Origin of the sequence: Maribacter sp., from assembly GCA_020629415.1 — a bacterium.
In the GTDB taxonomy this organism is placed as follows: Bacteria; Bacteroidota; Bacteroidia; order Flavobacteriales; family Flavobacteriaceae; genus Maribacter; species Maribacter huludaoensis.
Genome location: JAHDDL010000005.1, coordinates 1 through 13,365, shown reverse-complemented (window position 1 = coordinate 13,365; position 13,365 = coordinate 1). Strand labels below are relative to the sequence as shown.

Sequence of the window (13,365 nt, the reverse complement as noted above, 5' to 3'; positions counted from 1 at the left end):
ATACAACAATGAGGAAAATATATATAATATTAGCTTCGGCAGGTATGCTACTGTCTAGCTGCACGGAAGATATAACGGATTATAATAATGATCCAAAATTACCAACTGCAGTTCCGCCAGAGACACTTGTTGCCAATGCCGAAAAGAACTTAGCGGATAGAATAACGACTATTAGCGGTACTAACGTATTTCGTCTTTGGTCACAACACTGGTCACAGGCAACTTACGTAGATGAATCTAACTATCTAATTATAGGTAGAGATCCGTCACAAGCCTACTGGACCACATATTACAACAATGTAATCAACGACCTAAATTCTGCCGTTGCATTGATAGAGGCAGATGAAATTTTAGACGCCACAACAAGAGGTAATCAATTGGCCATTATAGAGACCATTAAAGTATATACCTATCAACATTTAGTAGATTTGAACGGTAATATACCTTATAGCGAATCTGCCGACATCAATAACCTTTTTCCAGTTTACGATGATGCAGAAACTATATATGAAGATTTAATTGACCGAATTTCTTCAGCACAAGCTGCATTGGCCGGTGGCGGGGAATCATTTGGCTCAAATGATATTTTTTATGGCGGCGATGTTGTTAAATGGAGAAAACTAGCCAACTCTATAAAATTAAGATTAGGTATGCGTTTGGCAGACTTCAATTCGGCATTAGCTAGCACAACTGTTTCAGAAGCGGTAAATGCCGGTGTCTTTACATCTAATGATGATAATACCATCATTTACTATGAATCTTCACCAACTACGAACATTAACCCTATTTACAATTTATTCGAAGTTGAAAATAGAAGTGAGGATTATATTGCGGGTGAAACTTCATTGAACAAGTTGGTAGAATTGAACGATCCCCGTCTAGATGATTATTTTGCGGATAATAAAGACCCTTATATTGGTGGCCCGATCGGTGGCAACAACTCCTATGCAAATTTCACGCATCTTAATTTAGACATTGTTGGTGATCCCACTTATCCTGGATCGATTATGGATTATGTTGAAGTGGCTTTCTTTCTGGCAGAAGCTGTAGAAAGAGGTTTTATAGCCGGTGATGCAGAAGAGTTTTACAACGCTGGAATTACCGCTTCAATTCTTTATTACGGTGGTGCACAAGATGAAGTAGATGCATATTTAGCACAACCATCTGTTGCATATTCTACCGCTACGGGAGATTACAAGCAAAAAATAGGTACTCAAAAATGGATTTCTTTATTCAATAGAGGTTTTGAAGCATGGACCGAGTACAGAAGATTAGACTGGCCGCAATTGGCACTTTCTACTCAAACACAACAAGAAGTTCCTTTGAGAATGATATATCCTGTAAAAGAATCTGCAGTAAATGGTGCCAACTATGATGCAGCTTCTAGTGCTATAGGAGGAGACAATTTAACTACGCCTTTATTTTGGGACGTAAATTAAATGTTGAGTTATAGTTTAGTTTGATGGTTAAGGACCGATGTTAAAACATCGGTCTTTTTCTTTTTTATCGGTATATCATAAAAACCGTGATTTAGTTTTTAAATAGGGAAGTCTGTAAATTACTTCTGACCTACTAGGTAATCTACCACCTTTTCATTAAAAAAATTGGGTTGTTCTACATTTACCACATGTCCACAATTTTCAATCACTATCAATCTAGAATTTTGATGTGATTTTGCTATTTTACGAATACTTGGTAAAAACAAATAATCTTCTTCGCCCATTACATATAAAGTTGGTATGTTAATGTCGGCAGATCTAAAAAAACGTAATAACGGATTAATCTCTGAAGTAAGCTTAAACCAACGAATAAATTCCTTCTGATATAATTTCTTTGCCTCACGAACAAAAAGCGACCTGGACTCTCTATGGTTCTTATTCGGCATAATTATAAAAGCAAAAAACTTATAAAGCCATAAATAAGGTATAACCGTTTTAAAAACAACACCAAGCTTTATAAGAATTTGTGAGCGTAAGTTCAGTTTCATTATTGCACCGCCCATAACCATACTTTCTACTCTTTCCGGATGGTTTTCAGCTAAATTTCTAATTAGTATGGTACCAAGGGAAATACCCACAAAATGTGATTTCTTAATTTTTTCATGATCAATGACCTCAACTATATCATTGGTAATCACGTCAAAAGTATATTTCTCATCAAAAACATTCTTAAGGCCAGGCTTTGAGTTACCATGGCCTCTTAAGTCTAACAATAAGACATTAAAATGCTTCTTAAACTCACGTATTTGTTTATACCAAATAGAAGAACTGCCCCCTGCCCCATGTACAAATGTAACCCACGTAGTAGATGTTTTATGTTGATACGTTATATAATGGAGCAAATTGATTTTCTTTTAGAACGCGGTTAACCCACAATGTATCAATTCTTTTTGATATAACATTTAGGATAATCAAATTTCACACAAAATGAACATGTTTTTAAGCTTTCATCTGCACAAATGTTAAAAAAAAGACATATTACCTATTAATTAGATGTACAGCTACCTATACCCACGTCTAAAACTTTGATCTGAACGTATATTTGTAAGAACAAAAACATAGTATAATGAGCAAGCAGTATTGTAAGGTAGGATCGGTAACGCCAATGGAGGCGAATAATGATATCATCAGTCTATTAGAGTATCAATATCAGACATTTATGGAAAAAGCTTCAAACATTCAGTCAAACACTCAATTAGGAGAATTTTTCGAATTAAAAGCTCAAAGAATTAAAAAAACTTTAGAGGATTTAGTCTAATTTTTCCAACTCAATTTTCATAGACTGCTGTAACTCTTTTGCCTTAGATCTGGCGGCATCTGCAAAATTTTCATTATCGGACGCATAAATTATTCCACGCGAAGAGTTTATTAGCAAACCGACGTTTTTGGACATTCCATATTTACAAACTTCTTCTAGACTTCCGCCCTGTGCCCCAACTCCAGGGACTAACAAGAAGCTGTTTGGTACAATCTCACGAATTTCATTAAGGTATTCAGCTTTGGTAGCACCTACCACATACATTAAGTTCTCTGCACCTTTGTACGTCGTAGAAACAGACAATACTTCTTTATAGAGCTCTTTACCTTCTATTTTTTTTGTCTGCAGATCAAAAGCACCCTGATTAGAGGTTAAGGCAAGTAAAATTGTATGCTTGTCCTTAAACGCTAAAAAAGGCTCTACAGAATCCCTACCCATATACGGAGCTATGGTGATGGAATCAAAATTTAAATCTTCAAAAAATGCCTTTGCATACCTTGTAGAAGTGTTGCCTATATCTCCCCTCTTTGCATCTGCAATAGTAAAAATATCAGGATAGTTCTTATTCAGGTACTTAATGGTCTTACGCAATGCAGACCAGCCCTGAACACCGTATGCTTCATAAAAAGCAATATTTGGCTTGTATGCCACGCACAAATCATGCGTAGCATCTATAATGGCTTTGTTGAATGCAAAAATAGGGTCTTCGTCTTCCAGTAAAAATGAAGGAATCTTTTCTAGGTCCGTATCTAAACCAATACATAAAAACGATTGTTTTTTATGTATTTGGGCAACTAGCTCTTGAGTGGTCATAAATTAAAATATCTCAGAGGCTTCCCTCAATTTCTCTGTATTTTCAACAAAACTTAATTCGTCTATTATTCTCTGAATATCACCGTCGATAATATTGGACAAATCATATAAGGTTAGACCTATGCGGTGATCGGTTACCCTACCTTGTGGGTAATTGTATGTTCTAATCTTTGCAGAACGGTCACCGCTACTTACTTGAGAATTTCTTTTTGCAGCGTCTTCTTCCTGTTTCTTTGCCAATTCTAAATCATACAATCTAGAACGAAGTACCCTAAACGCCTTGTCCTTATTTTTATGTTGCGATTTTTGATCTTGACATTGGGCAATTAATCCCGTAGGAATGTGGGTTAAACGAACCGCGGAATATGTTGTGTTTACAGACTGACCACCAGGACCGGAAGAACAGAAAAAATCTATTCTAACATCTTTTAGATCTATCTGGACATCAAAATCTTCAGCTTCAGGCAGAACCATAACGGTAGCTGCACTGGTATGCACCCTTCCTTGAGTTTCCGTTTGGGGTACACGTTGTACCCGGTGCACACCTGCCTCGAACTTTAATGTACCATAAACGTTTGCACCAGTAACCTCAAACTGTATTTCTTTGTAACCGCCACTAGTACCTTCACTAAGGTCAATTACATTAGTTTTCCAGCCTTTGCCTTCACAATATTTGGTATACATTCTAAAAAGATCACCTGCAAAAATACTTGCTTCGTCACCACCCGTTCCGGCCCTAATTTCAACAACTACATCCTTGGCATCTTCAGGATCTTTAGGTATTAACATCAATTTAATATCCTCTTCTAGCTTCGGCAATCCTGCCTTGGCCTCTTCCATTTGCATTTTTGCCATTTCTAGCATCTCGGCATCACTACCATCGGCAATAATCTCTTCTGCCTCGGCAATATTATTGGTAAGCTCAAGATATTCATCTCGCTTATCCATCAAATCCTTAAGATCCTTATATTCTTTTGTGAGTTTTACATATTTCTCTTGATCGGATATAATATCCGGTTGAATTATAAGGTCTGAAACCTCATCAAAACGTTGTTTTACGATGTTTAACTTGTCTATCATATGCTTACTTCACTTGTACGGCAAATTTACAATAAAATTAGAGACACCCTAGTGGGATTATTACGGTAAGGATTAAAAAATGGAAATCTAATCAAGTAAGACCCCATTGCTCTTGTACATTTTATTTGCACTATCAACAATGATAACCTCTGTATCTCCTAATTGATTAATTAAGGCGAGTCCCGCATCAAGTCCCATTACAAATACTGAAGTAGCCAAAGCATCTGAGGTTTCCGCACTTTTAGCAAAGACGGATACACTGTTTATACCCGTAGATGGATATCCAGACCTAGGATCTATGATGTGGGTATACTTTTTGTTTCCAGACATTATAAAATTGCCATCGCCACCAGTGGTTGCCACAGACGACTCCAAAATAGGTATCCAAGATGCTATGCCGCCTTTTTGATCAGGGTTCACCACACCTATCAACCATTTTTCTCCCGTAGCTTTTGTACCCCAAGTGGTAATATCACCATCTATATTGATAATACCTGCCTTTACATCATTAGAGACCAATAATGCCTTTGCCTTGTCCGCGGCAAAACCTTTACCGATACCACCAAATGAAATCCGCATACCTTTCTTATTCAAAAATACAGACTGATCCTTACTATTTAGTATTATATTTTTGTAACCGACCTTGCTTTTTGTCTCTTTTACAGCTGCTGAAGACGGCATAGTTTGCAAAGTACCATCAAGCTTCCAGATATGATTTAAAGGAGTAAAAGTAATATCAAAAGCACCATTGGTTATTTCTGACAGCAATATAGAACGCTCTATTAATTTATAAAGCTCCCAACTAACCGTTACGGGTTTTATACCGGCGTTTTTATTGATCAGACTGGTTTCAGAATCAGCATCCCAAGAAGATATAAGTTTTTCTATTCTTAGTACTTCTGCCAAGGCCTCTTGAATATAAATGTATCCTAACTCTTCATCTTCGGAGATTACGGTAATATCAAATTCACCGCCCATTACATCGTAAGACTTTTTAACCGTTACGTACCTCTGCTCTTGACCATACATATAGCAGGTCATAAAACATAATAATAAGGCAAAAATCTTTTTCACTTACTTCTCTAATTGGGGGTAAATATGGTCATAAAGAATAATAAGTTAGGTTGGTGTAGTTTATGCTTGAATAGTTTTATTTTACTTATTCATAAACACGTAATATGGAACCCTCTAAAGATGTGTTATAAATTTTTAATGCTTTAGAAGTGCTATTGGGAATCTCATTTAACGGTGCTCCGGTCTGCGAAAATTTAGACCCATGAACATCACAATAAAATATACCGCCATCTTGATCTACAAAACGTACTTGATCATATTGCTCATGACTACAAATTTGTGTAGCCGCAACAAATTCTCCTTCTAAATTTCTAACTACTACAACTAGGTTCTTTAGTATGAAGCCGCCATTATTAGCAAGTTTTGCAGCTTCTGAAGATTCTAGGTCAATTGTAAAATCTACATCAGTTGGTGCAGTTACAATATCCCCTTCTACATCACTGTCTTTTGAACAACTTCCAAGACAGGGAAAAGTTATGGCAAAGGCAGCACCGGCACCTAATGTTCGTAAAAATTCTTTTCTTTCCATAGCAAGATAGGTTTATACAAAAAGAACGATTTATTTACGTTAATCGTATGTACTAATACACAAAGGTGCCGTACTTGCTTGAAATTGTAAGTTTTTTTGAATCAGAAGCTTCTACCCTTCCAATTATTTGGGCATTTACCCCAAAACTTTTAGAAATTTCAATAATATCATCAGCTACGTTTTCCGGAAGATAAAACTCTAGTCTGTGCCCACAGTTGAACACCTTATACATCTCTTTCCAATCTGTACCAGATTGTTCTTGAATTAATTGAAATAATGGCGGCACATCAAATAAATTATCCTTAACTACATGCAGCTCATCTATAAAATGAAGAATTTTGGTCTGCGCCCCACCACTACAATGAATCATTCCGTGAATTTCATTTGAGCTATATTTAGAAAGAATTTTTTTGACGATCGGTGCATAAGTTCTTGTTGGGGACAACACCAATTTACCTGCATCTAAAGGTGAGTTCTTGACAGCATCTGTAAGCTTTATATTACCGGAGTAAACAAGATCCTCAGGTACTTCGGCATCAAAACTTTCTGGAAATTTTTCGGCTAAATAGTTAGAGAAGACATCATGACGGGCAGAGGTTAAACCGTTACTTCCCATTCCCCCATTATATTCCTTTTCATAATTGGCCTGACCAAATGATTCTAGACCAACGATAACATCACCGGCCTTAATATTGGCATTATCGATAACATCACTCCTTTTCAATCTTGCGGTAACCGTAGAATCTACTATTATAGTTCTGACCAAATCTCCAACATCTGCGGTCTCACCACCAGTAGAATGAATAGTAATGCCGAATTCACCTAAGTCATTGATCAATTCTTCCGTACCGTTGATAATGGCAGAAAGCACTTCGCCAGGTATTTTATTTTTATTTCTTCCAATGGTAGAAGAAAGCATAATATTATCCGTAGCACCAACACAGATAAGATCGTCTATATTCATGATCAAAGCATCTTGTGCAATACCTTTCCAAACAGAAATATCTCCTGTTTCTTTCCAGTACATATATGCCAAGGAAGATTTTGTGCCGGCGCCATCAGCATGCATTACCAAGCAATAATCTTTATCTCCGGTTAAATAATCAGGAACTATTTTACAAAATGCCTTTGGAAAAAGACCTTTGTCAATATTTTTAATTGCATTGTGTACATCCTCTTTAGAGGCTGAAACGCCGCGTTGCTGATACCTTTCACTGCTTGATGTGGACATAATTTAAATTTGTCGCAAAAATAAGGGAATCATTAAAACTGCAATCGTTGAACAGCTTAATATTCCCTTATTTTTAAAATTAATTAAAAGATTATTCTATAAATAACAATTCTCTATACTTTGTCAACGGCCACAATTTGTTGTCCATTAATTTTTCTAGCTTATCGCTATGTGTTCTAATTTCCAGAAAATATGGCTTTACATTTTGGCAATATGCAATGGCCTTCTTTTTGGTATCCTTTAAGGCATTTGCTTTTTTACGCGCATCGGCCATGGCATCTACCATTTTTTTGATACCTACAACATGCTCGGCTATATCTTCTATCATTGTCAATTGCCCTTCAGAGAATTTTTTATGTGCAGCACCGTATATTTCCTTTAAACCGGCTACATTTTTAATCAAATTATTTTGATACTCCAAAGCCGCCGGCACAATGTAACCGTATACCAGTTCATTGTACACCCTACCCTCTATCTGTAAATGCATGATATAATTTTCCAAATCGACTTCATGGCGGGCATTTACCTCAACAGCACTCATTACGCCCATAGATTCGAACAATGCTATACTATCTTTTGATGTCAAGACCTCAAGAGCATCAGGTGTATTTTTATTATTACTTAGTTTTCTTCTTTTAGCTTCATTTTCCCAATCAGTACTGTAACCATCACCATCAAACCTAATACGTTTTGATGTTTTTATATATTCACGAAGTACATTAAAAACGGCCTCATCTTTTTTCAGATTTTTTTTATCGATCAAAACATCCACTTCTTTTTTAAAATCCCTTAACTGCTTTGCTACTATGGTATTTAAAACAGTCATTGGTTTGGCACAGTTCATTTTTGCACCAACACCGCGCATTTCAAATTTATTTCCTGTAAAGGCAAAAGGCGATGTTCTGTTACGATCGGTATTATCCATTAAAATCTCTGGAATTTTACCTACCACGTTCAGTTTTAGTTCCGTTTTTTCTTCGGGAGATAATTTGCCTTTAGAAACCCCTTCTAATTCATCTAGAACATTACTTAATTGCGAACCGACAAAAATTGAAAAAATAGCAGGTGGAGCCTCATTTGCACCCAAGCGATGATCATTACCGGCAGATGCTATTGAAGATCGCAATAATTCCTCATAAGTATCTACGGCTTTGATCGTATTAATAAAAAAGGTTAAAAACTGAAGGTTTTTCATTGGCGTAGAACCCGGACTCAACAAGTTTACACCCGTATCTGTGGCCAAAGACCAATTGTTATGTTTACCGGAACCATTAATACCTGCAAATGGTTTTTCATGAAAAAGCACTTTAAAATGATGCTTATCAGCAATCTTATCCATAACATCCATCAACAACAAGTTATGGTCAATAGCAAGATTGGCCTCCTCAAAAACAGGAGCCAGCTCAAACTGATTGGGAGCTACCTCATTATGCCTGGTCTTGACAGGAATTCCCAATCTGGTACATTCCTGCTCCAAATCGCTCATAAAACTTAAAACACGACTTGGTATTACACCAAAATAATGATCATCAAGTTGCTGGCCTTTTGCAGGAGTCTCACCCACCAGGGTACGGCCTGTCATCATAATATCCGGTCTAGAATGGGCAAGAGCTTTGTCTATCAAAAAATATTCTTGCTCCCAACCTAAAGTTGCATTGACCTTACTTACCGTTTTATCAAAATACTTGGCAACGGCGGTAGCCGCCTCATCAACAGCCCCCAAAGCTCTTAACAATGGAGCTTTATTATCCAAGGCTTCACCTGTATAGGATACAAAAATGGTAGGTATACATAAAGTAGTGCCATAAATAAAAGCAGGTGAAGAAGGATCCCATGCAGTATATCCCCTAGCTTCAAACGTATTTCTAATTCCACCGCTCGGAAAACTAGAAGCATCCGGTTCTTGCTGCACTAATTGTCCGCCACCAAATTTTTCCAATGCAGTACCATCTGGTAAAAGGTCAAAAAATGCATCGTGTTTCTCCGCAGTAGACCCTGTTAATGGCTGAAACCAATGTGTATAGTGTGTAGCGCCCATTGTAATGGCCCAGCCTTTAATGGCCTCTGCTACCTGATCTGCAATTTTACGATCGATCTTAGATCCCGACACCATAGCACCCTTTAAACTTTCAAGAGCGTCCTTCGTTAAGTATTGCAACATTTTTTTTTCATTGAACACATTGATACCGAACAAATCGGAACGTCTTCCCTTCTCTTCAACAGCAATACTATTTCTTTTCTGACTTGCATTAATAGCAGCAAAACGTGATGACTTCATATATAAATACATTGTTAATTTGACAAAATTACGATCAATAAATATAAATATGACAAAATACCCGATAAAAAATAGGGGTAGATAACAAAAAATTTAATTTTTACACATTAACACCCTCAAAAATTCATACAGATTGATAAAAAACATATTTTTGTTTGTCTTTTATTAAAAAATAACGAACATATTATGGCCAAAATTAAATTAGAATACATCTGGTTAGATGGATACTTTCCAACTCAAAACATGCGAAGCAAAACCAAGGTTGAAGAGCATGAAGATTTTAAAGGAACTCTTGAAGAATTAGGCAACTGGTCTTTTGACGGATCTTCTACAAGACAAGCCGAAGGTGGGTCTTCAGATTGTTTGTTAGTACCTGTAGCAATTTACCCAGACCCTGCTAGAATTAATGGTTATTTAGTAATGACCGAAGTAATGAATGCCGATGGAACACCTCATGTTTCTAACGGTAGATCTACTATTGATGACGAAGATGAAGATTTCTGGTTCGGTTTTGAGCAAGAATATTTCATTATGGACACCAAAACACAATTACCATTAGGTTTCCCTATTGGTGGTTACCCTGCTCCACAAGGTATGTATTACTGCTCTGTTGGTGGTAAAAATACACACGGTAGAGGTTTAGTTGAAGAGCACGCCGATCTATGTATAGATGCAGGTCTAAACTTTGAAGGTATTAACCAAGAAGTTGCTTCTGGACAATGGGAGTTTCAATTGTTTGCAAAAGGGGCTAAGAAAGCAGGTGATGAAATCTGGATCGCTAGATATTTACTTGACAGATTAACTGAAAAATATGGTTACTATATAGATTACCACCCAAAGCCATTAGGAAAAGATATGGATTGGAATGGATCAGGTATGCACGCCAACTTCTCTAACACTGCATTAAGAACCAGTGGTAGTAAAGAAGTTTATGCTGCAATCTGTGAGTCTTTTAGACCATACGTAAAAGAACATATTGCTGTTTACGGTGAATTTAACGACCAACGTTTAACAGGCTTACATGAAACAGCTTCAATTAATGATTTCTCATGGGGTATCTCAGATAGAGGTGCATCTATCCGTATTCCATTGATTGCTGTTGAAAAAGGATATAAAGGATGGCTAGAAGATAGAAGACCAGCTTCTAACGGTGATCCATACAAAATTGCAGCTAGAATTATCAAGACAGTTAAGTCTGCAAAAATCTAAGTACCAAATTAATTGTTGATTATACTAAAACGCCTTGAATATATTCAAGGCGTTTTTTATTTATAAATTTTAAATTACCATGCCTATCCAATAGTTACATATATAAAGGCTAAATAAACACTTACCAAGATTAGCCCATCTCTCCAACCCAATCGCAATCCCTTTGGAATAAAGACCAACGGAAGAATAAGGAAAGATATGCCTAACATCCAAAAAATATCATTTGTTAAAAGACCTTCGTCCATTACGGATATTGGGGTAATAATAGAGGTTATACCTAATACCGCAAGAATATTGAAAATATTAGAACCTATAAGGTTTCCCAATGAAATAGCTTTTTCCTTTTTTATTACCGCAATTATAGATGCCGCCAGTTCAGGAATACTGGTACCTACGGAAACTATCGTAATTGCTATTACACGCTCACTAACACCAAATAAGGTAGCCAAACCAACAGCCCCATTAATTAACAACTCAGAACCACCCCATAGCGCTCCGCCCCCCAATCCTAAAAACAATGCGGTCTTATAGGTTGGCAACATAACATCTGGCTCATCCTCTTCATCTATTACAGCTGGCTTTTGAAAACGCAATAGATATACTAAGAACAAAAACAGAAACACCACCATAACAATACCTTCATACTGCTGAATTTCTCCATCAAAATAAATAAAGAAGAAGAACAGTAAAGAAGCTATCATCATTACAGGCCAATCTGTAGTATAAAAACTCTTACTTACATCTATAGGACTTAGCAAAATAGTAATAGCCAACACAAGACCTAGATTGGCGATATTTGAGCCAACAACATTACCAAGAGCTAAATCAGGAAATCCATCTAAAGCGGCATTGATACTTACAATTAACTCCGGGGCAGATGTAGCAAAGGACACCACCGTCATTCCTATAACTATTTTGGGAATTTTAAGTTTTAGTGATAAATCGACCGCAGCTTTTAACAGCCAGTTACCACCTGCTATGAGCAATACTAACCCTCCAACAATAAATAAGAAATCTTGCATGAAATGAATTTTGGCAAATATATACAGAACATATGTGACAACATATGACAATTGATATCATCTGCAATCATAAATTATCACTAACCATACATTGATTCTAGATTCCTTAAAAAAGTGAATATTTTTTTTAAAGTAGAACGGAATGCTAATTTTCCTTCTATTTCTTTATTTTTTTAGTCTACAGTTTTCAGATTATGTTTAAAAACAGCCTTCATTAATTACATACCACTATCTAAAAAACCATACACACTTACATAATCAAACAAATTTATAGACAAAGGATTATAAATTATAACACATACCATTGATACACTTACACATTAGCAGTCAAATGCATTATTTTAACAGATTTCATTTGTCAGAACACGACTACAATGATATCTTTCAAAAACAATCAAATAAAAGTATAAACCACTAAAACTGTAACACATGATATCTATTATAAAACTGCTTGTTGTCTTAATATTAAGTATAATCGTAACCTTAATCTATCATTAAACTTTTTTGTCCAAATACATATGCGAACTTAACGACTTGATCACGCGTTAAGTTATTTGTGTATTTTTATAAAAAAGTAAAATTGAAAAAGAAGTTCTACAAATTAATAGCGAAGCTGAACAAAGCTATCTTACCTTCTTTCAGTAAACAGCAGTTAGATTTATCTAAAGCTAGCAAACTACAATTAGCTCTTATAGGCTGGCGCTATTTTATCACCAAAAAAGCATTAGATTAATATTTGACCAAAGATTTTATTGCGTACTCATTTATTTTAGAGCTGCCTTTTAAAAAGGTAAGTTCTATTAAAAAATTACATTGTACAATTTCCCCGCCTAGCCTTTCTATTAAATTACAAGTAGCTTTAGCGGTACCACCGGTTGCCAGCACATCATCATGCACCAATACCTTGTCACCTTTTTGTATACTGTCCGTATGAATTTCTAAAGTATCTGTACCATATTCTAAATTATACGTCTCACTTAAAGTAGCAGATGGCAACTTACCTGGTTTGCGCACAGGTACAAAACCTGCACCAAGCTTTTGAGCCAACAAAGGACCAAAAACAAACCCTCTGCTTTCCATTGCAACGACTTTGTTAATATTTTGACCATCAAGCAAATCATACAACGCATTTGCAGTTTCATTAAGTGCCTTAGGGTTTTGAAGTAATAAAGTGATGTCCTTAAAAATGATTCCTTCTTTAGGAAAATCTGGCACATTTCTAATAAAGCTTTTAAAATCCATTTAATATTATGTTCTTTATTTTGTGGTAAATGTAAAAAGAAATATATTTGCACCCCGTTAAGGGAAAAATTAAAAAGGCCTCGTGGCGCAACTGAATAGCGCACTTGATTACGGCTCAAGAGGTTACAGG

At 36.1% G+C, this 13,365-nt stretch carries 13 protein-coding genes; 4 read left to right on the top strand and 9 right to left on the bottom strand.

Going from position 1 to position 13,365, the window contains the following annotated elements; genetic code table 11:
* Nucleotides 1-8: 8 nt before the first annotated feature.
* Complete coding sequence (locus QZ657_RS03395) at nucleotides 9-1,439, top strand: SusD/RagB family nutrient-binding outer membrane lipoprotein (RefSeq protein ID WP_291964985.1); 1,431 nt, start codon at nucleotides 9-11, stop codon at nucleotides 1,437-1,439.
* 119 nt (nucleotides 1,440-1,558) lie between these two features.
* Here the strand turns inward: QZ657_RS03395 and QZ657_RS03390 are convergent, their stop codons facing one another.
* Nucleotides 1,559-2,341 carry an alpha/beta fold hydrolase gene (locus QZ657_RS03390; RefSeq protein ID WP_276471882.1) on the bottom strand — a complete coding sequence of 261 codons (783 nt, stop codon included), beginning with the start codon at nucleotides 2,339-2,341 and terminating at the stop codon, nucleotides 1,559-1,561.
* 224 nt (nucleotides 2,342-2,565) lie between these two features.
* On the opposite strand from QZ657_RS03390, the gene QZ657_RS03385 reads away from it, so the two are divergent.
* Nucleotides 2,566-2,757, top strand: a complete 192-nt coding sequence (locus QZ657_RS03385; RefSeq protein WP_276471881.1) for a hypothetical protein — start codon at nucleotides 2,566-2,568, stop codon at nucleotides 2,755-2,757.
* On the opposite strand, the gene pyrF is transcribed toward QZ657_RS03385, so the two are convergent.
* The 6 genes from pyrF to QZ657_RS03355 form a co-directional block, all read right to left on the bottom strand.
* Nucleotides 2,749-3,570 carry an orotidine-5'-phosphate decarboxylase gene (gene pyrF / locus QZ657_RS03380; RefSeq protein WP_276471880.1) on the bottom strand — a complete coding sequence of 274 codons (822 nt, stop codon included), beginning with the start codon at nucleotides 3,568-3,570 and terminating at the stop codon, nucleotides 2,749-2,751. The genes QZ657_RS03385 and pyrF overlap by 9 nt on opposite strands.
* 3 nt (nucleotides 3,571-3,573) lie before the next feature.
* Nucleotides 3,574-4,650, bottom strand: a complete 1,077-nt coding sequence (prfA, locus tag QZ657_RS03375) for a peptide chain release factor 1 (RefSeq protein ID WP_291964984.1) — start codon at nucleotides 4,648-4,650, stop codon at nucleotides 3,574-3,576.
* A gap of 87 nt (nucleotides 4,651-4,737) precedes the next feature.
* Entirely contained in the window at nucleotides 4,738-5,691 is a 954-nt protein-coding gene (locus tag QZ657_RS03370) for an FAD:protein FMN transferase (RefSeq protein ID WP_291962535.1), read from the bottom strand.
* Nucleotides 5,692-5,809: 118 nt separating this feature from the next.
* Complete coding sequence (locus QZ657_RS03365) at nucleotides 5,810-6,253, bottom strand: ubiquinol-cytochrome c reductase iron-sulfur subunit (RefSeq protein WP_291962537.1); 444 nt, start codon at nucleotides 6,251-6,253, stop codon at nucleotides 5,810-5,812.
* Nucleotides 6,254-6,305: 52 nt separating this feature from the next.
* Entirely contained in the window at nucleotides 6,306-7,484 is a 1,179-nt protein-coding gene (locus tag QZ657_RS03360; RefSeq protein WP_291964982.1) for an AIR synthase related protein, read from the bottom strand.
* Nucleotides 7,485-7,575: 91 nt separating this feature from the next.
* Nucleotides 7,576-9,762, bottom strand: coding sequence for a glutamine synthetase III (locus QZ657_RS03355; RefSeq protein ID WP_276471875.1), 2,187 nt, complete (start codon nucleotides 9,760-9,762; stop codon nucleotides 7,576-7,578).
* Between the two features lie 186 nt (nucleotides 9,763-9,948).
* Between QZ657_RS03355 and QZ657_RS03350 the strand changes: the two genes are divergently transcribed.
* Nucleotides 9,949-10,971, top strand: coding sequence for a glutamine synthetase beta-grasp domain-containing protein (locus QZ657_RS03350; protein ID WP_276471874.1), 1,023 nt, complete (start codon nucleotides 9,949-9,951; stop codon nucleotides 10,969-10,971).
* 83 nt (nucleotides 10,972-11,054) lie between these two features.
* On the opposite strand, the gene QZ657_RS03345 is transcribed toward QZ657_RS03350, so the two are convergent.
* On the bottom strand, nucleotides 11,055-11,993 hold the full coding sequence (locus QZ657_RS03345; protein WP_291962544.1) for a calcium/sodium antiporter: 939 nt from the start codon (nucleotides 11,991-11,993) through the stop codon (nucleotides 11,055-11,057).
* A 580-nt stretch (nucleotides 11,994-12,573) separates the two neighbouring features.
* On the opposite strand from QZ657_RS03345, the gene QZ657_RS03340 reads away from it, so the two are divergent.
* Nucleotides 12,574-12,726: an SsrA-binding protein gene (locus tag QZ657_RS03340; protein ID WP_276471872.1), complete on the top strand. Its 153-nt coding sequence runs from the start codon at nucleotides 12,574-12,576 to the stop codon at nucleotides 12,724-12,726.
* On the opposite strand, the gene QZ657_RS03335 is transcribed toward QZ657_RS03340, so the two are convergent.
* On the bottom strand, nucleotides 12,723-13,235 hold the full coding sequence (locus QZ657_RS03335; protein ID WP_291964980.1) for an adenine phosphoribosyltransferase: 513 nt from the start codon (nucleotides 13,233-13,235) through the stop codon (nucleotides 12,723-12,725). The two genes, QZ657_RS03340 and QZ657_RS03335, sit on opposite strands and share 4 nt — an antisense overlap.
* Nucleotides 13,236-13,365 lie beyond the last annotated feature (130 nt).

Coding starts and splice junctions, on each gene's coding strand:
- QZ657_RS03360 (WP_291964982.1), bottom strand. CDS start 7,484: ATGTCCACATCAAGCAGTGAAAGGTATCAGCAACGCGGCGTTTCAGCC.
- prfA (WP_291964984.1), bottom strand. CDS start 4,650: ATGATAGACAAGTTAAACATCGTAAAACAACGTTTTGATGAGGTTTCA.
- QZ657_RS03365 (WP_291962537.1), bottom strand. CDS start 6,253: ATGGAAAGAAAAGAATTTTTACGAACATTAGGTGCCGGTGCTGCCTTT.
- QZ657_RS03370 (WP_291962535.1), bottom strand. CDS start 5,691: ATGACCTGCTATATGTATGGTCAAGAGCAGAGGTACGTAACGGTTAAA.
- QZ657_RS03345 (WP_291962544.1), bottom strand. CDS start 11,993: ATGCAAGATTTCTTATTTATTGTTGGAGGGTTAGTATTGCTCATAGCA.
- QZ657_RS03395 (WP_291964985.1), top strand. CDS start 9: ATGAGGAAAATATATATAATATTAGCTTCGGCAGGTATGCTACTGTCT.
- pyrF (WP_276471880.1), bottom strand. CDS start 3,570: ATGACCACTCAAGAGCTAGTTGCCCAAATACATAAAAAACAATCGTTT.
- QZ657_RS03350 (WP_276471874.1), top strand. CDS start 9,949: ATGGCCAAAATTAAATTAGAATACATCTGGTTAGATGGATACTTTCCA.
- QZ657_RS03385 (WP_276471881.1), top strand. CDS start 2,566: ATGAGCAAGCAGTATTGTAAGGTAGGATCGGTAACGCCAATGGAGGCG.
- QZ657_RS03335 (WP_291964980.1), bottom strand. CDS start 13,235: ATGGATTTTAAAAGCTTTATTAGAAATGTGCCAGATTTTCCTAAAGAA.
- QZ657_RS03355 (WP_276471875.1), bottom strand. CDS start 9,762: ATGAAGTCATCACGTTTTGCTGCTATTAATGCAAGTCAGAAAAGAAAT.